Genomic DNA, 20,089 nt, shown 5'->3' on the forward strand with positions numbered 1-20,089 from the left:
GATCGGCGACGCGGGGACCGGTCTCCGGCGAGAACATCCCCGGGGAACCCTCATCCTGCGGCGTGGTGGCCATTCTAGCGCCGCCGGTGTCCGATCCCGGACGTGTTGCCGTGCGGCGGGAGGAGACGATCCGGTCGTTGCGGCCAGGGCGGACAGGGTGGGGTGCAGATGACGGTGTGGACTGCTCTCAACGTGGCGCCGGGACCCGGTCGGCGAGTCCTCGAACCAGCTTCGCAGGCTGATCTGCTGGCCACCCCGTCGACCTTCGAGAGCAGGCGGTCGACGGTGCGGCAGGCATTGACCGTCGCCGTGCTGATCGCGCTGGGCCTGCTGTCAGCGGTGCAGCTCCAGGGTTTCACCCTGACACTGTTCGCCGTCGTCTGCCTTCTCGTGGCGCCCGCCTGGCTGCTGACCCGCCCGACGTTGGGCGAGTGGCTCCCGGTGGCCCTCGCTCTGGTCGGGTTCGCCGCGTTCTGCGTGTCTGCGCAGATGAACGATCTGAGCATGGTCGATCAACGGGTGCAGCAGTGGGCGGCATTCGCGTTGTACTACATCGGCGTCCTCATTCTGGCCGGCAGAGATCTTCTCCGCTGCTGTGCGATCTACTGCGGTGTCGCCGTCGGGGCGATGATCTATGGAGTGTTGTCGGGGGGTGCCCCCGCGACGGCCTACCAATCCACGGCCGAGATGTGGAAATACGGTCTTGGGCAGTGGGTTGTGGCGGTCGTGCTCTTCGTCGCCGTCATCGTGAAGACCCCGCTGCCGCTGCAGGCCGTTGTGCTCATGGCGATCGCTGTGTTCAGCCTCGGCCAGGACTATCGCTCGCTGGCGACGAACTGTTTTCTGGCCGGGAGCATCGTCCTCGTGGGATGGGCCGCGGCCGGCCGGATTCCGCGGTGGCTCCAGGTCACGTCCGTCCTGGCGGCGGGTGCCATGGTCTACATGTTCCTACCGCGACTGGCCGCCAGTGGGATCTTCGGCGGGGCGATCCAGCGGAAGACGGAGAGCCAGCTGTCGGAGGGAGTGCCCCTGATTCTCGCCGGGCGCACTGAATCACCCCTGTCCATCTCGGCGATCATGGAGCGCCCTTGGTTCGGTTGGGCGAGCGCGAACAACATCAGCGCGGAGGTTTTCGACCATGCGCGCAGGTTGGCGATCGCGATCGGCTTCGATCCGACCACTCCGCTGGAGAGCGGTTGGTACTACGCCAACGGCGATGTGTCTCTGCACTCGATTCTGTTCGCCGCCTGGGCTGAGGGAGGCGTCTTCGGGGCCCTGCTCCCGCTCGGCCTTCTGGTCGCGGCTCTGACGATGGTCTGGAACGCGCCGCGATACGGCCGCTGGGCCGCTCTGGTGACTGTCGTCTCGATTCAGGCGGTGTGGGACCTGTTGTTCTCCCCGTGGTCGTACGGCTGTCTCACAGCGTTTGCGGTGCTCGGTGTCATGTTCGCGGCGCGGCACCTGCCGGGGCGCTCAACGCTGGTTGAAAGGAGTCCGTGATGGAATGCGAGCCAGCCATCAGTGTCGTCATTCCGACGGTGGGCCGGGCGAGCCTGCGGGCGGCGGTCGACTCAGCCCTGAAACAGACGGTGCCGCCGATGGAGGTCATCGTCGTCGTCGACGCTGAGTGCGACCCGGACTTCCCGGATGACGACAGGGTCAGAGTGGTGCGGACCCCGGGCCGGGTGGGACCGGGGCGGGCCAGGCAGCTCGGTATCGATTCGGCGAGAGGCGATCTCATCGCGCTGCTCGATGATGACGACCGCTGGTATGAGGACAAGCTTGAGAAGCAGCTCAGCGCGGCGCCGCGAGATGGAAGCTGGATCCTGTCCTGTCGTTACCAGCGCCGGTCCGAGGGGCGGAAACCGCTGACGATTCCAGCGAGGCTGATCGAGCCGTCCGAATCGGTGGCCCCCTATCTGATGGAGCTGCGCTCGATGCGACGTGCGCGTCCCTCGTTGGCCGTGCCGACCCTGATGTTCCCCAAATCGGTTTCAGATGCTGTCCCAATGTCGTTGTCCGCAGGGTCGATTCACGACGATCCGAAGTGGCTGATGGAGGTGCGGAGGTCAATTCCGGACCTGGTCATTCTCCAGATCCCCGACTGTCTGGTGGAGGTCAACGTGACGGCTGGATCGGAGTCGCACTCGGAGAGGGATCGGAGTCAGGAGTACATCGACTGGGGCCTGGAGGAACTCGAAAGCGAGTCCCGACGGCTGCGAGGCGACTATCTGCTGTACAGCCCCGTCAGTTCGGCGCTTGACGCCGGATCGGTCAGGGGTGTGCTCCGATCCGTGACCGCGGGAGTCCGGTGGGGCCGACCCGGGGTGTGGGCGTGGATCTACGCCTGCGCGGCCCTGCCCCGGGTCGCGCTTCGGCGGTTGCGACGCCGGTTCTCACGCGGCGTGGGTGAAGACCAGTGAACTCGCTTCCGACCGTGTCGGTGATAACGATCACCTTCAACGACCTGGCGGGTTTGCAACGGACCGTCCAGAGCGTGCGCGCCCAGCGCTATGAGGGACGCATCGAGCACATCGTGATCGACGGTGGATCCGGGCCCGACGTCGTCGACTATCTGGCCCGTCACTCGTCGGGGTTCGCCTACTTCCAGTCGGCGCCGGACCGCGGACGATATGACGCCATGAACCAGGGAATGGCCCACGCCAAAGGAGATCTGCTGTGGTTTCTCCATTCCGCGGACTGCTTCGCGGACTCCGAGGTGATCGCGGAAACCGTGCAGACCCTGGCTGAGCACGGCCGGGTGAATCAGCTGTGGGGATATGGAATCGAGCGCAGGATCGCGCCGAACGGGGAGTGTGCCGGGTTTCAGGGGCCCATCCCGTTCAACATGCGGAAGTTCCTCACCCTGCGCGGGGCGATTCCCCACCAGGCCGCGTTCTTCGGGGCGGCGCTGGTGAGTCGACTCGGCCCGTATGATCTCGACTTCGCGATCGCGGCGGATCAACTGTTCATGCTCCGCGCGGCGCTGTTGATGGTGCCGGTCACGATCGAGCGCGTGGTGGCCAACTTCGACATCACCGGGGAGGGGTCTGTCCGCTCGGCCCGCGAATGCTTCCGTGACATGCGGCGGATATGGGATCGAGCGGACTGCTATCCGTTCAGAAGCCGGCGCACATCGATGCTTTACCTGCGCTTCTGGGAGTACGTGGTGAGAGCCAAGCTGGCGCTCCGACGGGCGCTGGCGCTGATGAAGGTGCAGCGAACATTCGAATGGGATCGCCGCCCGGCCGAGGTGCCGCGGTCAGTGATCGCAGACCGTCGCGATGTCCGCCCCCGAGACCCGTCGACATGATTGGAGTATCGCGATGAACGAGCACGCCGCCCACCAGGGCCGGATCCGTCGAGTGGCGCACCGGACCGTCGACACACTCGTTGGGCCCCGCTGGGGACCCGTCGGGCGCGTGGGCACCGACGAACCGGTGGTCGCGTTGACGTTCGATGACGGTCCCGATCCGAGATGGACTCCTCGGATACTTGACATCCTTGCCGGGAATGACTGTCATGCAAGTTTTTTCATGCTGCTTCACAACGCGCGTCGGCATCCCGAACTCGTGCGGCGGGTGGCGGCCGAAGGCCATGAGGTGTGCCTGCACGGCATCGACCACCGAAGGCTCACCGGTGGGTCCCGACGCTCGACGCGCCAGCTGCTCGGTGGGGCTGCCTCGGAGCTTGCGGAGATCTCAGGCGTGCCGGTCACGTGCTTTCGTCCGCCGTTCGGCGCTCAGACCCTCAGCACGTTCCTGGGGGCGTGCGATGCGGGCCTGGAGACCGTGATGTGGGACGTGGACAGCTTCGACTGGCGTGTGCCCGACGAACAGGAGGTGGCCTCCGACGTCATTGCCCGGGCTGGCGCCGGCAGCATTGTGCTGCTGCACGACACCCTCGCTGACGACCCGGAAAGTGACTTCGAGCGCGCGGACACGGTGCACATGATCGTCGCCGGCCTTGCGCGACGGGCACTCTCGAGCGCCACAGTGTCCAGGCTGATGTCTTCGGGGACCGTCCACCGCGTGGCCCACTACCCGCTGACGATCGGTTCGGCCAAGGCGCTCGCGGTGCGGGCCTGGCCGCGCTGACCGCCGAGGCGAAATTCGGAGCTCACGCGGTGACAGTCAGCCCCGCCCGGACGCCCGGGTACGCCGAGACGCTCCTGCCCGCAGAGCGCCGAGCCTTGGTGCTCGGAACTGCGCTGCGAGTGGCGGGTACCCCGGTCATTGCGGTGGTCGGTCTGGTGAACACCGCGCTGATCGTCCGCCACACCGGGGAGGCCGTATTCGGCGTCGTGTCCCTGATAACGACGCTGACCCTGCTCATTCCGTTCGCCGACCTCGGGATCGGCGCGGTGGTGACCAGTGCGTGTTCGCGGCCCGGCCGGCTGGCCGCCGACCGCGAAGCCGTCGCCACGGTGCAGCGGGGCCTGCGGAGGCTGATTCTGGTTGCCACTGTTCTGATTCTGCTCAGCTTGACGGTCATGCTGACGGACACCTGGCATGTCCTGATCGGCACCACGACCGGACCGAGCGATCGTTGGGCCATCACAGTGGCGACCTGCCTGATAGCCCTTGGTGTTCCAGCCGGCATCGGGGTGCGGATCCTGATCGGGTTGAACATGAACCCGCTCGCGGTGCTGCTGAGCATGGCGAACGCGGTGTTCGCGCTGACCATCACCGTGGCCCTTCAGGGCATGGCAGTCGACGGTGTGTGGTTTGCGGTGTCGGGACCATTCGGCGCGCTCGCGGGCAGCTGTGTCGCGACGGTGGTGGCACTGCGGCGGAGTGGATTGAAATGGTTGGCATTCTCTCGCCCGGCCGCGGACTTCGCGAAAACCAATCTCCTGCACGGGTCCCTGTGGATGTTCGTGTTGAGTATCGGTCTTCCGCTGGGGCTCCAATCACACCGGCTGATTCTCTCGCATGTGTCCACTCCCGAGGAACTGTCCCGGTATGCGCTCACGGCTCAGATCTTCGCCGTGGTGTGGATGGTGTTCGACGCGGGCGGAATGGCCTTGTGGCCGGTGTTCGTCAAGCGCCGGTCCAATGTCGAAGCCTCCATCTCGTTGTGGCTGAGGGCGGTCGCTGTCATCGGGTCACTGTCGGTGCTGGCCGGAATCTGCATTGTGGTGTTCGCGCCATGGGTCACATCGCTGCTCTCGGACGGTCACGTCGTCGCGACCCGCGCCCTGGCGGCCGCCTTCGCGGTGCTGCTGGTGGCCGAATGTGTACATTTCCCCGGGGGTGTGATGTTGACGTTGCCGCGGGAAGCGCGGTGGCAGTCGATGTGCATCACGGTGATGGGGCTGATCACTGTCATCCTCGGGACGTGGTGGGGGGCCCGCTGGGGCGGGACCGGAGTCATCGCCGCCGCGGTGGTGGCCATGGTCGTCGCCCAGATCATCCCGGACTTCGTCTGGATTCCGCGGCTGTTGAGGCGGCGAACAGTGTGACGGCCGCGGCCGGTGTCAGCGTTTGGACTCGCGCGCCGACAGCGTGCGGTATCCGGCGGCCCGGATCGCCGAGAGCGTGGGCTTCAGCGGCGAATTCCGAAGTCTCGCAACGGCAGTGCGGCGGGCGGCCAACCGGGCCGTGCGAACTCCCCGCCGTAGCGGGTTGCGGGTCACCTCGCCCTGGCACACCATGACGGACCCCGTCATGGCCCGACGTTTGTACTCTTCTTCGCCCGGCCCGAGATCGATGCGCGATATTCCCATCGTCGGCGCGGCGGCGATCAATTCGCGCAGCAGGATCCAACCCGGAGCGAGCTCGGACTGGTCCCGATCGAAGACGGGGAACCACCAGTGCAGCACCGCGCCGTCGCGCAGACCGAAGTGGGCCGCCAGCAGGGCGTCCCCCGCGTACACCGCAGACAGTGAGCCTGCGAAACCGTCGACGTTGGTCGTGGCCAACCGATGGACCAGTTGCCGACGAGCGGGGTGCGCGAAGAAGTCGTATGCGCCGGTGGCGTTGTACTGCGCGCGTTTGGTGGAGATCACCCAGTCCAGCAGTGCCGGATCCACTACGTCATGCACCAGCCGCACCTCGCCGAGCAGGCGGGTGGCCTTGTTGGTCATTCGGCGGACCCGTGACAGCTTGTCCCGGCTCGACTTGTCCAACCGTCCGAGGTAACCGTCGAGCCCACCGGTGACGTCGATGAAGGGAGACTCCTCCTGCCCATCGATCCACGGTGCGAACTCGGTGCGGTCGGCCGACAGATGATCGAACCGCAGGGCGCTGAGCCCCGTGCTGCGCAGCATGTCCATCGGGTCGATCGAGACGCCGGGTGCCGTCACAGGTCCGTGGAAGTCGGCCCCGGGCCAGCCCGCCGGCCGCGCGACGCGCCGGTTGACCTGGATCGGCAGCCACACGCTGTGGTTGTCCGTCGCGACGCGGACATCGCCGAACGTCGCGTGCACGGCGCCGGCGAAGGCGGGATGGAAGTACGGGCTGTCCTGCGCCGGATTGGACTGGCGGACGTGCCGCCACGCGGCCAACTGATCCCCCCCAAGCGCGTCGAAGTCGATCACCGACCAAGCCACAGGGCCAATGTACGTCGAAACTCGAACCGGGGTGCGGGTGTTGCGCTGTTTCCTGGGTTGCCGTGGATCTCAAATCAGCCCGCTGCGGAGGTCGGGACCTGGGGCGGGGTGGAGGTCGCGTGCCAACGCTGGATCTGGACCCGACTGTCGGTTGCGGCGTTGCCGTAGAACTGTTCGGCGGTCACATACGGCGCGCTCGTGCTGCTGATGGCCGGGTGGGTGTAGGGACCGTGGATGGTTCCGGTCGGAGCCAGCACCCACGCCTGGCCGAGGTCCTTTCGAACGAAGACCGCCACGTGTTGAGGTTCGGTTGCAAGTGTTCGGCCGTAGGCGACATCCGCGACGACGGTGAGCTTCTCGTGCTCCCACACACCGTATTCGAATCGGTCGGCCAGGAAGACGACATGAGCCGGGCTGTCGGGCACCGGGGTGTCACCGAGAAATCCGTCAGGCGGGGGGCTGGCGAACATGCACAACGCGAGTTGACCGCCGTCGGTCGATCCCGCCGGCCCGAAGTTCCAGTCCGCCTCGATGAACGCCGCGGTGGCACCGAGATACCCGGTCGCATAGCCGGCTGCTCTGTGTGCGCCGCGGTAGCCGATGACCGAGCTGCCGTCGAGAATGGTGGGCGTGGCGGTCTCATCCGGGGTGTAGGTGAGAATCGCGCGCTGGCCGGAGTCGAACGTCGGAGGATGAGCACCGTTCGGTTTTGAGGTGTAGTCCTCGTAAAGGTCGGCGGGCTCGGCCAGCGGTGCCGGGGGCTGGCAGCAGGCTGTCAGCAGGCAGCACAACAGCGTTGCGCACGCGACGTGGCGCAGAACTCTCGACGTCACGCGCGCCCTCCCGGAAGCGGCCCCTCAGGCCGCCGGTGGGCGGCCTCCCCTGATGAGGATTATCGCCAACTCCGTGGCGCTTGGGAGGCAATCTCCGGGTTGTCGCCCGCGCGATGCCGCTACCGCGGTGTGAACTCCACGCCCGCGAGCACGACGGCGTTGTCCCGGCTGGGTGCGGTCACGGTCCCGACGTAGGCGCCGTCCTGCTTCCAGGCGTTGACCCGCAGGGTCTCGCCGGGGAACACGACACCGGCCATCCGTGCGCCGTACGACGCCACCTCGGCCGCATCGCCGTCGAGGATCGCATCCACCAGTGCCTTGCAGGTCATCCCGTAGGTGCACAGACCGTGCAGGATGGGCTTGGGAAAGCCTGCAGCCGAGGCGAACTCGGGATCCGAGTGCAGCGGGTTGCGATCGCCGCACAGACGGTAGAGCAGCGCCTGCTGCGGCAGCGTGGCGATGTCGAGTTCCAGGTCGGGTGCGCGATCAGGCAGCGCGTCTGACGTGGAGGGGCCGCGATCGCCGCCGAATCCGCCCTCGCCACGGGCGAAGATCGAGCGCTTCTGGGTCCACAACAGCGTTCCATCGGGAGCGGTGGCCGTGGTCTCCGACCAGATCACCGCGGCCTTGCCCTTGTCCCAGATCTCGGTGAACTTCGTGACCGCAGTCGCGGTGCCCGAGGGTGGGATGGGCCCAGGCGACGAGATGCCCTCGCTGGCGTGCAGCACCCGGCTCAGCTCGATGTCGATGCCCGGGAATTTGACCGCGGGAGGTTCGGTCATGTGGAAACTCTGCGCGACATTGCCGAAGGTGGGCAGCACCTGCGGGGTGTTGTCCACCAGATAGCGCAGTTCCCGCGGGTCCAGCGGGTCCGCGCCCGCGCCCAGCCCCAGGTGGTACAGCTGGATGTCGCTGCTGGTCCACGAGAACTCGACCGGGTCGAGTTCCGCGCCGATGGCTTCGTCGAGATTGATGGGCATGTCAGGCCTTTCCGGCGATGTTCAATGCCGCGAGGTAACCAAAGGTCATCGCGGGTCCGATCGTTCCACCGGGGCCCGGGTAGGTGTGCCCCATGACCGGCGAGCTGACGTTACCCGCCGCGTACAGGCCTTCGATGACCGAGTTGTCGTCGCGCAGGGCGCGGCCGTGCACGTCGGTGCGAACCCCGCCCTTGGTGCCGAGGTCGCCCGGCACCATCTTGGCCGCGTAGAACGGGCCGTGGCTGATCTCGCCGAGGTTGGGATTGGGCTTGTTGGTCGGGTCGCCGTAGTACCGGTCGTAGGCGCTCTCACCGCGGTGGAAGTCCTCGTCGACACCGGAGCGTGCGAAGCCGTTGAAACGTTCGACGGTCGCCTTGAACTCGTCGGCGGGCAGGCCCGTCTTGACGGCGAGTTCGTCGAGGGTCGGGGCCGTGACGATCACTCCGGACTCCAGCCACTTCTTCGGGATCCGTTGCCCTGGCTGCAGTCCGGCGAAGATGTACCGGTCGCGGTACTGCTGGTCGAAGACCAGCCAGGCCGGGATGTTCTCACCGGGCCCGGGCCCCTGGCCGTACTGCCCGCCGTACATGTGGTGGCAGGCCTCGACGTAGGGCATCGACTCATTCATGAAGCGCTTGCCAGACATGTTGACGATGATCGACCCGGGCGAGTTGCGCTCCGAGAGCGCGAACCACGGCGCGTCGACCAGCGGGACGGTGGGCCCCCACCAGGCGTCCTCCATGAGCTCCAGTGCGGCACCCAACTTCTCGGCGGCCAGGATCCCGTCGCCGGTGTTGGCCGCCGCACCCACGGTCCACTCGGTGGTGATGGGTGCGCGCTGGTACTTGACCCGCATCTGCTCGTTGTGCTCGAAACCGCCGCTGGCGAGAATCACCCCGCGCCGGGCCCGGATCAACTCCGGTTCGCCGGATTCAGGCGCCGCGGTGTCGCGAACATAGATGCCGCGCACCACGCCGTCCTCGACGTAGAGGTCGGTCAGGGCGGTGTTCAGCCGGACCGGAACGCCGGCGTCCCGAAGGCCGATCCGCAGGGGTGCGATCAAAGCGCGGCCCATCCCGACGAGGTTCTTGCCGGTGGCGTTGGCCCACACCGAGCGCACACCCACCCGCAGGCTGCGCAGCACACCACGCGGGTGGCGCTTGAGTTGGTTGAGCCGGACGTAGTCCTGCTGGAGCACGACCATGTTCATCGGAACCTTGCCGTACGGCGGTTCCAGGCCGGCCAGGTCGGGGCCGAGCTTCTTGGCGTTGAACGGTTTGGGTTCCACCGACCGCCCGGTGGCCTTACCGCCCGGGGTCTCCGGGTAGTAGTCGGAGTAGCCGGGTACCCAGCACAGCTTCAGCGGAGAGTGCTTGAGGACGAAGTCCAGCATCTCGGGACCGCGTTCGAGGTACGTGTCGATCTTCTCGGCCGGCACCACGTCGCCGATGATGGCGTGCAGATATCTGCGTGCATCCTCGGCGGTGTCCTTCACCCCATCGCGCTTCAGCACCGGGTTGTTCGGGATCCAAACGCCACCACCTGACCGCGCAGTGGAACCTCCGTAGTGCGCGGCCTTCTCAACGACTACCGTTGAGAGGCCCTGGTGGGCGGCGGTGAGCGCGGCGACCATGCCGGCCCCGCCGCTGCCCACCACGACGACGTCATACTCCTGAACAGTCATGTAGAACACGTTATAGAATTGCCCGGGCCGGGGACAACTGGCCCGGTCAAAGATGTGAGGGGAATTCACAGAAGATGCTCGATGCTCAGACGCGTGCCGAGTTGGCCGCAGCGCTCGCCGAGGCGGAGCGCTCCAAGGTCGCGATCGACCCGCTGACCGCGGGCAACCCGGACATCGACGTCGTCGACGCCTACGAGATCCAACTGATCAACATCCGTCAGAAGGTCGCCGCGGGCGCCAAGGTGGTCGGGCACAAGGTGGGCCTGTCCAGTGAGGCGATGCAGAAGATGATGAACGTCGACGAACCCGACTACGGGCATCTGCTGGACGAGATGGAGGTCTACCAGGACGTCCCCGTGGAGGCCGGAAGATTCCTGTATCCGCGGGTCGAGGTCGAGGTCGGCTTCATCCTGGCCGACGATCTGCCGGGCGAGGGCTGCACTGAGGACGACGTGCTGGCCGCGACCGCGGCGTTCGTTCCGTCCATCGAACTGATCGACACCCGCATCAAGAACTGGCAGATCAAACTGTGCGACACCATCGCCGACAACGCATCCTCTGCGGGGTGGGTGCTGGGCGCTGAGCGGGTCTCGCCCAAGGACATCGACATCACCGCGATCGACGCCGTGCTGACCTGTAACGGCGAGGTGGTGGCCGAAGGCCGCAGCGACGCGGTGCTCGGCAATCCGGTCACCGCGGTGGCCTGGCTGGCCCGCAAGGTGGACAGCTTCGGGGTCCGTCTCAAAGCAGGCGACGTGGTTCTTCCGGGGTCCTGCACTCGTGCGATCGATGCACGTCCGGGCGACAACTTCGTCGCCGACTTCACTGGTTTGGGTTCTGTCCGACTGAGTTTCGAGTAAGGGGCCGTCTATGGCTGCAAAGGCATCTGTCGCGATCGTCGGATCCGGCAACATCAGTACCGATCTGCTGTACAAACTGCTGCGTTCGGAGTGGCTCGAACCGCGCTGGATGATCGGCATCGACCCGGAGTCTGAAGGGTTGGCGCGGGCTCGCAAGCTGGGCCTGGAGACCAGCCACGAGGGGGTGGACTGGCTCCTGGCACAGAGTGAGCTCCCGGATCTGGTGTTCGAGGCCACCAGTGCCTACGTCCACCGGGATGCCGCACCCCGCTACGCCGAGGCGGGCATCCGGGCCATCGACCTGACCCCGGCGGCGGTGGGTCCGGGCGTGATCCCGCCTGCGAACCTGCGGGCACATCTGGATGCCCCGAACGTCAACATGGTGACCTGCGGTGGGCAGGCGACGATCCCGATCGTCTACGCCGTCAGCCGTGTCGTCGACGTCCCGTACGCCGAGATCGTCGCGTCGGTGTCGTCGGCGTCGGCGGGCCCCGGAACCCGCGCCAACATCGATGAGTTCACCAAGACCACCAGCGCCGGCGTGCAGAACATCGGTGGTGCGGCCAAGGGCAAGGCGATCATCATCCTCAACCCCGCGGATCCGCCGATGATCATGCGGGACACGATCTTCTGTGCCATCCCGGAGGACGCCGACCACGCCGCGATCACCCAGTCCATCAAGGACGTGGTGGCCGAGGTGCAGACCTACGTGCCGGGATACCGACTGCTCAACGAACCGCAGTTCGACGAACCGTCGGTGGTCAACGGTGGCAACCATGTGGTCACCACCTTCATCGAAGTGGAGGGTGCCGGTGACTATCTGCCGCCGTACGCTGGAAATCTGGACATCATGACCGCCGCGGCCACCAAGGTGGGCGAGGAAATCGCCAGAGACCGCCTCGGCGCGGCCTCGGTGTCGGAAGGGGCGCAGGCATGAGCACCGACGGAATCTTCTTCAATTCGATGTGGGACGTCCGGATGACGGACACCTCGCTGCGGGACGGGTCGCACCACAAGCGGCACCAGTTCACCAAGGACGAGGTCGGTGCCATCGTGGCCGCTCTCGACACCGCGGGCGTGCCGGTCATCGAGGTCACCCACGGTGACGGTCTGGGCGGGTCGAGCTTCAACTACGGGTTCTCCAAGACCCCGGAGCAGGAGTTGATCAAGCTGGCGGCCGAGACCGCCAAGGAGGCCAAGATCGCCTTCCTGATGCTGCCTGGAGTGGGCACCAAGGAGGACATCAAGGAGGCCCAGAACAACGGCGGGTCGATCTGCCGCATCGCGACGCACTGCACCGAGGCCGACGTGTCGATTCAGCACTTCGGACTGGCGCGGGAACTCGGTCTCGAGACGGTGGGGTTCCTGATGATGAGCCACACCATCTCCCCGGAGAAGCTCGCCGCGCAGGCCCGGATCATGGCCGACGCCGGATGCCAGTGTGTCTATGTCGTGGACTCCGCGGGCGCGCTGGTGCTCGAAGGTGTCGCCGACCGGGTGTCGGCTCTGGTCGCCGAACTCGGTGACGACGCGCAGGTCGGTTTTCACGGCCATGAGAACCTCGGTCTCGGCGTGGCCAACTCGGTCGAGGCCGTCCGCGCGGGTGCCAAGCAGATCGACGGCTCGTGCCGTCGGTTCGGCGCGGGTGCGGGCAACGCACCGGTCGAGGCGCTGGTCGGAGTGTTCGACAAGATCGGCGTCAAGACCGGCATCGACTTCTTCGACATCGCCGATGCGGCCGAAGAGGTTGTCGCCCCGGCGATGCCCGCCGAGTGCCTGCTCGACCGCAACGCGCTGGTGATGGGTTACGCGGGGGTGTACTCCAGCTTCCTCAAGCACGCGGTGCGCCAAGGCGAACGTTACGGAGTACCTGCCCACGAACTGTTGCTCCGGGTCGGCCAGCGCAAGCTCATCGGTGGCCAGGAGGATCAGTTGATCGACATCGCCCTGGAGATCAAGCGCGAGCAGGAGGAGAGCGCCGCGCACTGAGGCGGCGCGTGTGGGCGTCACTACCCTGAGCTCGCCCAGGGCGCACTGGCGTAACGGTTTCGCACCCGAAACGCGTACGTGGTTGCGCGCTGGGCGATGGGGAGAGCGGCGTCGCCCTCGCTCGATGCTCGCCGGCGGTGCCGCGGCGCGCCCGTCGGGGCCACCCGGCAGGATGTACTCATGGCCACCCGCGAACAGGCGCAGTCGTTACTCGAACAGCTCGCGGGGCCTGCGGCCACCCTGCGCGATGACCAGTGGACTGCCATCGAGGCGCTCGTGGTCCACCGGCGCCAGGCCCTGGTGGTGCAGCGCACGGGGTGGGGTAAATCGGCGGTGTACTTCATCGCGGCCAAACTGCTGCGCGGTGCCGGTCTGGGACCCACGGTGATCGTGTCGCCACTGCTGGCGCTCATGCGCAACCAGGTGTCGGCTGCCGAGCGCGCCGGCGTGCGGGCGGCCACCATCAACTCGGGCAATGTCACCGAGTGGGATGCGATCCATCAGCAGGTCGCCGCCGGCGGACTCGATGTCCTGCTGGTCAGCCCGGAAAGGTTGAACAACCCCGACTTCCGCGACAATGTCCTGCCCGCTCTGGCGTCCGACGCCGGTCTCGTGGTGGTGGACGAGGCGCACTGTGTGTCGGACTGGGGGCATGACTTCCGGCCCGACTATCGGCGCATCCGGACGTTGATCGCCGAATTGGGCTCGGACATACCGGTTCTCGCCACCACGGCGACCGCCAACGATCGTGTCGTCAACGATGTGGCGGCCCAACTGGGCGTCGGCGGGCGCGACACCCTGGTGCTGCGCGGCGGCCTGGACCGCGAATCGCTGCGGTTGTCGGTGGTCAGGGCGGGAAATCCAGCACAACGGTCAGCCTGGATTGCCGCCCAACTGGATTCGCTTCCCGGTTCGGGCATCATCTACACGCTCACCGTGGCGCAGGCGAACGATGTCGCGGCCCTGCTCGTCGAACAGGGGCACAAGGTCGCGGCCTACACCGGATCCACCGACACCACCGAACGCGAGCAGTTGGAGTCCGACCTTCTCGACAACCGGGTCAAGGCGCTGGTCGCGACGTCGGCACTCGGTATGGGGTTCGACAAGCCGGACCTCGGTTTCGTGGTGCATCTCGGCGCCCCGTCGTCGCCGATCGCGTACTACCAGCAGGTGGGCCGTGCCGGTCGTGCCACTGACAGTGCCGAGGTGATCCTGCTTCCCGGCACCGAGGACCAGGACGTGTGGCGCTACTTCGCTTCCGTGGCGTTTCCGTCAGAGCCGCTGGTGCGCAATGTACTTCATGCCCTGGATGCCGAACGTCCGCAGTCCACGCCGGCGTTGGAGAGCCAGGTGGACCTGAACCGCTCGCGGCTCGAGATGGTGCTCAAGGTGCTCGACGTCGACGGTGCGGTGCGCCGGGTGAAGGGCGGCTGGATCGCCACGGGTGAACCCTGGGCGTATGACGAGCAGCGGTACCGGGCACTCGATGCGGCCCGTCGCCGTGAGCAGCAGGCCATGCTCGACTATCAGAACACCGACGGATGCCGAATGGCGTTTCTGCGCGGCCAACTCGACGACCCCGAGCTGGCGCCCGGCGATCGGTGCGGACGCTGCGACAACTGCACGGGAACGCACTACCCGGGTGCGGTCGATGAGGTGACCCTGGCCGCCACGGTGGAACGACTGCGCCGTCCCGGTGTCGAGGTGGCGCCACGCAAGCAGTGGCCGACGGGGCTCGGGGCACTGGGACTCCCGTGGTCGGGGCGGATCTCCGACGGCGCCGCGGCCGGCCGGGCCATCGGCAGGCTCACCGACCTCGGCTGGGGTGCGAGGCTGCGCAAGCTGCTGGCCGAACCCGACCGTGAGGTGCCGGACGACATCGTGGGGGCCGCGATCGAGGTCCTCAAGGCGTGGAAGTGGACCGCGCGCCCCGTCGCGGTCATCGCGCTGGATTCGCAGACCCACCCGCTGCTCATCGCCTCGACCGCGCAGCGTCTGGCTCAGGTGGGCCGGCTGACCGATCTCGGCACACTGCGCTACCGGCCCGATCGGCGTCCGGTCACGGCGGCGAACTCGGCGTATCGCGTCGCGGCGCTGAACGGCTCATGGGAACGCCCTGACCTTGATGTTCACGGGCCGGTCCTGCTGATCGACGACATGACGGACACGGGATGGACGCTCACCTTGGCGGCCCGCCACCTGCGCGAGGCCGGGGTGCCGGAGGTGCTGCCGCTGGTGCTGGCCGCCACCAGCTGAGACCGTCACGCGTTTGCGCAGCTGGACCGATCCCGCGCCGGATCCGCGGCACATGCGCAGAGTCGAGGGCCGCAGCCCAGCACCGCGCTGACCTGCGAAGTGTTTGGCGTCGCCGGGCGTTCGGGTAGGCGATTCGTCGGGTTGGGGGTGGCCTGCACCACGCGGGCCACGAAACGACAAGGAGCATCCCATGCGAGCAAGCAAGACGACTGTGTACCGCGGCCTGGCCGGCATCTTCGCCGGTGGCCTGCTCGGAGCAGCCGCCAGCGCCACCATCGCGCTGCCCGCGGCTGGTGCGGCCCCGGACACCATCACTTCAGAGCCCAACTGCAACGCCAGCGCGGTGGCCGCCACCGTGAGTTCGGTGTCGCAGTCGGTGGGCAACTACCTGGCCCAGCATCCCGAGACGGACAGGGCGTTGTCGGACATCGCCAAGCGGCCGGCCGATCAGGCCGAGGACGCCTACGAGGCGTACTTCGCCGCGAACCGGCCGGTGGCCGACGAGCTGCGAAACCTTCAGCAGCCGGTCCGTGACCTGAACGCGCAGTGCGGCATCACGGTGATGCCGTCGCAGGCCATGGAGGCTCTTGAGTCGATCTGAGGCTGAACGCAGTGTGCCCCACCCGCAGCCGCGGGTGGGGCACACGTGCGCCGATCCCTAGAGAACCGACGGGGTCGTGGTGAACACCGCGTTGTAGCCCGTGTCCTCGCCCGGGGTCGAGATCGTCTGTTTCGTTCCACCACCGTTGGACCAGTTGCCGTACACCACTTGCCCGTTCACCGTCTGCGGGGAAGGGATGTCGATCTCGCGCACCACCCCGACGACCGCGGTCTCGGTGTAGGTGCCCTTATGTGGCACGCCGTCGATGGTGTAGACCGCGTCGGGGTTGTTGCTGTTGAACGTCAACTCCACCAGATTCGGGTAGATGAACGTGCTCGTGGTGGTCGACAGGCCGTCGCTGTCGGTGACGGTCAGTTTGATCTCGTAATAGGTGGTGTCGACATTGTGATTGCTGGTCGACAGATACACCGAGCCGTTGGGGCCGACGATGTTGTCCTGATAGGGGTGGACGTGGTCGGCGTGATGGAAGATCACGGTCCACTTGTAGGCGCTGTCGGGCAGAGTGCCGTCTTCTGCGTCGGTCGCCGTGGCGCCGAAGGTGACCGTCTGGCCCGCGTTGTACTTGCCGTCGCCGACGGACGTCGTGATGGCGACCTCCGGCGGGGTGTTGCCTGCATAGACGACCTGCGTTGCCGTGTGGGACTTTTCGCCATCGCTGACCGTCAGCGTGACGGTGTACTTGCCCGCGGCGTTGTACGTGTACAGCGGGTCGGCCTCCGTGGAGGTGTTGCCGTCTCCGAAGTCCCAGCTGTAGGTCAGCGGCTTGCCCTCAGGATCCTTCGACCCGCCCGATGAGAACTGGACATCCAGCGGCGTCTGACCGTAGTTGGGTGTGGCCGTGAGCACCGCGGTCGGAGCCCGGTTGCCACCGGACGGAGTGATCTTGTACAGCTCACCGGGGTAGATGTTCAGCTGGTACAGGCTCTCGTCGTCGCCCGGTCCCTGAAGGAGCTGAATCGCCGTACCGGCCTCGGAGTCGAAGGTCTCCACACTGAGCAGGTTGTGGTAGGTCGAATCGAAGGTCAGCACCTTGACCCAGTGCAGCGTGTAGTCCGCCACGAACACCTTGTTGGTGTACTCGTCCCCGAGCTCAGAGCCCGTGTACACCATGACCGCGGTGATCGATCCGGCGCGGGCCGGTTCCGGGGTGTGCGGGTAGGTCCAGATCGGGTCGATGTAGTTGCAGCTGTCGCAGTCGCTGACCCCCTCGGCGCCGGGCCAGCCGTAGTTGCCGCCCGCCTCGACCAGATTCAGTTCCTCCCAGGCGAAGTCGCCCACGTCGGCGACCAGCAGCTGTCCGGTCGGAGTGAACACCATGCGGAACGGGTTGCGGAAGCCCAGGGCGTAGATCTCCGGGCGGGCGCCGGCGAGGTCGACGAATGGGTTGTCGTCGGGGATGGTGCCGTCGGGATTGATCCGCAGGATCTTGCCGTACAGCTTGGACATGTCCTGCGCGTTGGTGTTCTCACTGTTGTCGCCGATGGCCCAGTACAGCTTGCCGTCCGGACCGAACAGCACTGCGTTGCCGTGGTGCATGGCACCGGAACCCGGAATGACGACCAGATCGAAGGGGGCGTTCTCACCGGAGGTGACGAATGCGTCGTCAACGATCGTGTACCGAGTGAGCTTGTCCTCCAAAGCCGGGGTGGTGTACGCGACGTAGACGTAGCCGTTGTTGGCGTAGTCCGGGTCCAGTTCGATCGCGTTGAGTTCGCGGCTGGGCGATGTGGGCACGGTGCCGACGAGGACCACCGAGCCGGGATTGTTCGGGTCGACGATCTTCACCGCACCGGCCTTCTCGGTGATGATGATCCGGCCGTCGGGCAGGAACCGGAAGTCCGTCGGCTGGTCGAGGCCGGCGGCGATCACGATGCGCTCCAGATCCTCCGGAAGCGGGGAGTTCTCGGATGGGTTGGCGCACAGGATGACGTCCTGCAGCGCGATCGTGACGCGGTCGGTCACCTCCTGCACGAACCGAGCGACCTGCGGGATGGCCAGAATTCGGTCGAACTCGCGGCGCACCCATGCGGCCACGGCCGCCAGCACGGGGTTCTGGTCGACGGGTGGCAGTTCGCCGTTGCCCGCACCTTCACCGGTGTTGCCCGTGGCCCCGGAGATCAGGTCGACGGCCTTCAGAACCAGCTTGCAGACACAGACCTTGAGATCCTCGAAGGCCTTGGCCGCGGCCTCCTGGAACGCCTTGGCCTGGGCGTTGATGTGTGCGATGGCGTCGTTGAGGGACGGCGGCAGCGACGGTGACGTGGTCAGTGTCGCCAGGGCGGGGGCGATGGCGCCGGCATCCAGTTCGTTCTCGACGGCCTGATGCGCCTCTGGGGCCAACTGGCTGGTGAAGCGCTCGCGGGCAGCGGCGGCTGCGGCCTGGAAGCGTTCGGCAAAGGTGCGGCGGGCCTCGGGAGCCGGGTCCGACGTCGATCCGGCGGGCACGGTCGTTTCCGGAACGATCACCGGGGTCTCCTCGGCAGCGGTGTCGTCACCGACGACCGGAACCGATCCGGTGGGAGCGCCGCCGACCGGCTGCGCGGGAGCCAGAACCCTGGCGCGGACGGCGTCGAGGCGCTCTCGCAGCGCGGCCTTCAGTTCCGCTCTCTTGGGTGCGGTCCTGGTTCCGACACCTGTCTGCGCCGGGGCGCTGGCCTCGGTGTCGGCGGACCCGGGGGATGCGGCCTCGACTTCGGTGTTCTCGATCGCGCGCTGAAGTGGCGTCTTGATCCAGGGCGGCGGCGACGAGATCGAATCAGGCCGAAGCCGTGGTGTCCGGGGGCGTGATGCCTCGCCCGCCGATGAATCACTGGATCCGACGCCGGTCGAGCCGGTGCTGGAACCGGACGCCGATCCTGGGGCGCTGTCGTCGGCCCATGCGGCGCCGGGGTTGACCCCGACCGCCACACCGACGCCGAGGGCGACCGCCAGTCCGCCGACCCTGCCGATGAACCTGGCATAGGCGGAGTCGTCCTGGGGCGGCATCGGCGGGCGGGGTGGGATCTCGCGCTCGGGGTGTTCGGGGTGCTGCTGCCGAGGTGATGCCGACGTCATGTCTGGTCCTGCCGTTTGCTCTAGAGGAAATTGCCGCATGCGCAAAGTAGGGCATCTGGGCAGCTCATGCCCGCTAACTGCGAGGTCGCGATGCTAAGGTAGTTGCCTCTGCAAACAAATTCATCGAGTAGCTGCAGACTTGGCAAACGGCATGTCGTTAGCTTGAGTAATGACCCTTCGGGATCGCAGCAGGAGACGCCGGTGAGCGGCCGCACTGAACTCTGGCCGAGGTGATTGTGGTTATGGACAACCCTTCGGTTGGTGCGATCAAATCCGTCCGCGTCCCGACCCCTCGAGTGTCGGCCTGCCGAACGCAGCCCAAGGGTCGGGATCGGGCAGGGTCGCGCCGTCAGCGCTCCTCTGCCCGCCGGTGTCGGCGTGCCGTACGCAGCGACGTCCATCTCCGCCGCTCACCCGCGCCGCCGAGAGGCGGCGGCATCGGTCCGCCTCGGCGGCAACCCCTGCGGAACTGGGCGACGCAGCGGAGGTTGGTAGCTAAAGCTGCCGCACCGCGTTGGATGGGCCCGCGGGTGTCGGGCGGTCTACGTCCGCCGGCAACCGCCTCGTCTGGGCGCTCGTACCGCCGTTGAGCAGCTAATTCAGCCCGTTCCCGGGGCGGCTGCGCAGTGGCTTTGCGGCGGCCGAGCGCAGGACTGACAGGAAACTCGAAGGTCTGGATGAAATCCGCGAAGTATTGCTGAATTGTCAATTCCGGTGCCCGTGTGCGCGGGATGTGGTTAAGCTCCGCACAGGAGTAGGCGCGTCACAGTGGGTGGGGCCAACAGGCAGACGGCGCAGCAGCGAGGCTGGGGGAACGGTCTCTGCTTGCTGGAGTCAGAGACGACGTCGCGGGTCTACTCCGTTGGGGAGGGTCCGTGAGCGTGAATCCGTTCGACGATGACAGTGGCACGTTCGTCGTCTTGATCAATGACGAGGAACAGCACAGCCTCTGGCCGACCTTTGCTGACGTGCCCGCCGGTTGGCGGACGGTGTTCGGCGAGGCGGACCGGGCTGCGTGCCTGGATTACATCGAGCAGCATTGGCCGGACATTCGGCCCAAAAGCCTCCGAGAGCGGCTCAGCGACATCTGTTGACGCAGCGCGCGACCAGTGGGACGGCGTCGATGGGGACTGATCCCAATCAGGCCGGCACTCGGGTTGGTACCTGCGCGTAGCCATCAGGACAGTGCCCGGTGGGGGAGCTGTTTCCGACAGGTCCATGGCGGCATGGACATCTGAACTTCTCGGTGGGGGTCTCG

The 20,089-nt window shown here is 66.8% G+C and carries 16 protein-coding genes; 11 read left to right on the forward strand and 5 right to left on the reverse strand.

Going from position 1 to position 20,089, the window contains the following annotated elements; translation table 11 throughout:
* Positions 1–168: 168 nt before the first annotated feature.
* The 5 genes from A5727_RS17340 to A5727_RS17360 are packed head-to-tail and all read left to right on the forward strand — an operon-like array spanning position 169 to position 5,464.
* The gene (locus A5727_RS17340) at positions 169–1,500 is read left to right on the forward strand and encodes a hypothetical protein (RefSeq protein WP_157521429.1); all 1,332 of its coding nucleotides are present in this window, start codon (positions 169–171) and stop codon (positions 1,498–1,500) included.
* A complete protein-coding gene (locus A5727_RS17345; RefSeq protein WP_068252049.1) occupies positions 1,500–2,423 on the forward strand; it encodes a glycosyltransferase family 2 protein in 924 nt (307 codons plus the stop codon). The genes A5727_RS17340 and A5727_RS17345 overlap by 1 nt, the downstream gene beginning before the upstream one ends.
* Positions 2,420–3,313 (forward strand): glycosyltransferase family 2 protein, encoded by an 894-nt coding sequence (locus A5727_RS17350; RefSeq protein ID WP_068252052.1) that lies wholly within the window; start codon positions 2,420–2,422, stop codon positions 3,311–3,313. The genes A5727_RS17345 and A5727_RS17350 overlap by 4 nt, the downstream gene beginning before the upstream one ends.
* 13 nt (positions 3,314–3,326) lie before the next feature.
* On the forward strand, positions 3,327–4,097 hold the full coding sequence (locus tag A5727_RS17355) for a polysaccharide deacetylase family protein (RefSeq protein ID WP_068252055.1): 771 nt from the start codon (positions 3,327–3,329) through the stop codon (positions 4,095–4,097).
* A gap of 29 nt (positions 4,098–4,126) precedes the next feature.
* On the forward strand, positions 4,127–5,464 hold the full coding sequence (locus A5727_RS17360) for a lipopolysaccharide biosynthesis protein (RefSeq protein ID WP_068252058.1): 1,338 nt from the start codon (positions 4,127–4,129) through the stop codon (positions 5,462–5,464).
* Between the two features lie 15 nt (positions 5,465–5,479).
* On the opposite strand, the gene A5727_RS17365 is transcribed toward A5727_RS17360, so the two are convergent.
* The 4 genes from A5727_RS17365 to kstD form a co-directional block, all read right to left on the reverse strand.
* The gene (locus A5727_RS17365) at positions 5,480–6,553 is read right to left on the reverse strand and encodes a GNAT family N-acetyltransferase (RefSeq protein ID WP_231992125.1); all 1,074 of its coding nucleotides are present in this window, start codon (positions 6,551–6,553) and stop codon (positions 5,480–5,482) included.
* A gap of 74 nt (positions 6,554–6,627) precedes the next feature.
* Positions 6,628–7,386 (reverse strand): hypothetical protein, encoded by a 759-nt coding sequence (locus A5727_RS17370; protein ID WP_157521430.1) that lies wholly within the window; start codon positions 7,384–7,386, stop codon positions 6,628–6,630.
* A gap of 119 nt (positions 7,387–7,505) precedes the next feature.
* The gene (gene chsH3 / locus A5727_RS17375; RefSeq protein WP_068252070.1) at positions 7,506–8,366 is read right to left on the reverse strand and encodes an enoyl-CoA hydratase ChsH3; all 861 of its coding nucleotides are present in this window, start codon (positions 8,364–8,366) and stop codon (positions 7,506–7,508) included.
* A gap of 1 nt (position 8,367) precedes the next feature.
* Positions 8,368–10,050 (reverse strand): 3-oxosteroid 1-dehydrogenase, encoded by a 1,683-nt coding sequence (gene kstD, locus A5727_RS17380; protein WP_068252267.1) that lies wholly within the window; start codon positions 10,048–10,050, stop codon positions 8,368–8,370.
* A 74-nt stretch (positions 10,051–10,124) separates the two neighbouring features.
* On the opposite strand from kstD, the gene A5727_RS17385 reads away from it, so the two are divergent.
* The 5 genes from A5727_RS17385 to A5727_RS17405 all read left to right on the forward strand — a co-directional run bounded on the left by A5727_RS17385 (position 10,125) and on the right by A5727_RS17405 (position 15,756).
* Positions 10,125–10,910: a 2-keto-4-pentenoate hydratase gene (locus A5727_RS17385; protein WP_068252072.1), complete on the forward strand. Its 786-nt coding sequence runs from the start codon at positions 10,125–10,127 to the stop codon at positions 10,908–10,910.
* 10 nt (positions 10,911–10,920) lie between these two features.
* Positions 10,921–11,847 carry an acetaldehyde dehydrogenase (acetylating) gene (locus tag A5727_RS17390; RefSeq protein WP_068252077.1) on the forward strand — a complete coding sequence of 309 codons (927 nt, stop codon included), beginning with the start codon at positions 10,921–10,923 and terminating at the stop codon, positions 11,845–11,847.
* Complete coding sequence (dmpG, locus tag A5727_RS17395; protein WP_068252080.1) at positions 11,844–12,899, forward strand: 4-hydroxy-2-oxovalerate aldolase; 1,056 nt, start codon at positions 11,844–11,846, stop codon at positions 12,897–12,899. The genes A5727_RS17390 and dmpG overlap by 4 nt, the downstream gene beginning before the upstream one ends.
* Before the next feature lie 180 nt (positions 12,900–13,079).
* Positions 13,080–15,155 (forward strand): RecQ family ATP-dependent DNA helicase, encoded by a 2,076-nt coding sequence (locus A5727_RS17400; protein ID WP_068252083.1) that lies wholly within the window; start codon positions 13,080–13,082, stop codon positions 15,153–15,155.
* Positions 15,156–15,345: 190 nt separating this feature from the next.
* Positions 15,346–15,756, forward strand: coding sequence for a heme-binding protein (locus A5727_RS17405; protein WP_068252088.1), 411 nt, complete (start codon positions 15,346–15,348; stop codon positions 15,754–15,756).
* 57 nt (positions 15,757–15,813) lie between these two features.
* Here the strand turns inward: A5727_RS17405 and A5727_RS17410 are convergent, their stop codons facing one another.
* The gene (locus A5727_RS17410) at positions 15,814–18,831 is read right to left on the reverse strand and encodes a PQQ-dependent sugar dehydrogenase (protein WP_157521431.1); all 3,018 of its coding nucleotides are present in this window, start codon (positions 18,829–18,831) and stop codon (positions 15,814–15,816) included.
* Positions 18,832–19,706: 875 nt separating this feature from the next.
* Between A5727_RS17410 and A5727_RS17415 the strand changes: the two genes are divergently transcribed.
* Positions 19,707–19,925: an MbtH family protein gene (locus A5727_RS17415; RefSeq protein ID WP_068252094.1), complete on the forward strand. Its 219-nt coding sequence runs from the start codon at positions 19,707–19,709 to the stop codon at positions 19,923–19,925.
* Positions 19,926–20,089: the final 164 nt, after the last annotated feature.

The sequence above is a fragment of the Mycobacterium sp. ACS4331 genome (assembly GCF_001667265.1).
GTDB lineage: Bacteria > Actinomycetota > Actinomycetes > Mycobacteriales > Mycobacteriaceae > Mycobacterium.

What these genes read in the sequence shown, in the direction of transcription:
- A5727_RS17340 (WP_157521429.1), top strand. Translation starts at nt 169, where the DNA reads ATGACGGTGTGGACTGCTCTCAACGTGGCGCCGGGACCCGGTCGGCGA.
- A5727_RS17345 (WP_068252049.1), top strand. Translation starts at nt 1,500, where the DNA reads ATGGAATGCGAGCCAGCCATCAGTGTCGTCATTCCGACGGTGGGCCGG.
- A5727_RS17355 (WP_068252055.1), top strand. Translation starts at nt 3,327, where the DNA reads ATGAACGAGCACGCCGCCCACCAGGGCCGGATCCGTCGAGTGGCGCAC.
- chsH3 (WP_068252070.1), bottom strand. Translation starts at nt 8,366, where the DNA reads ATGCCCATCAATCTCGACGAAGCCATCGGCGCGGAACTCGACCCGGTC.
- kstD (WP_068252267.1), bottom strand. Translation starts at nt 10,050, where the DNA reads ATGACTGTTCAGGAGTATGACGTCGTCGTGGTGGGCAGCGGCGGGGCC.
- A5727_RS17385 (WP_068252072.1), top strand. Translation starts at nt 10,125, where the DNA reads ATGCTCGATGCTCAGACGCGTGCCGAGTTGGCCGCAGCGCTCGCCGAG.
- A5727_RS17390 (WP_068252077.1), top strand. Translation starts at nt 10,921, where the DNA reads ATGGCTGCAAAGGCATCTGTCGCGATCGTCGGATCCGGCAACATCAGT.
- dmpG (WP_068252080.1), top strand. Translation starts at nt 11,844, where the DNA reads ATGAGCACCGACGGAATCTTCTTCAATTCGATGTGGGACGTCCGGATG.
- A5727_RS17400 (WP_068252083.1), top strand. Translation starts at nt 13,080, where the DNA reads ATGGCCACCCGCGAACAGGCGCAGTCGTTACTCGAACAGCTCGCGGGG.
- A5727_RS17405 (WP_068252088.1), top strand. Translation starts at nt 15,346, where the DNA reads ATGCGAGCAAGCAAGACGACTGTGTACCGCGGCCTGGCCGGCATCTTC.
- A5727_RS17410 (WP_157521431.1), bottom strand. Translation starts at nt 18,831, where the DNA reads ATGACGTCGGCATCACCTCGGCAGCAGCACCCCGAACACCCCGAGCGC.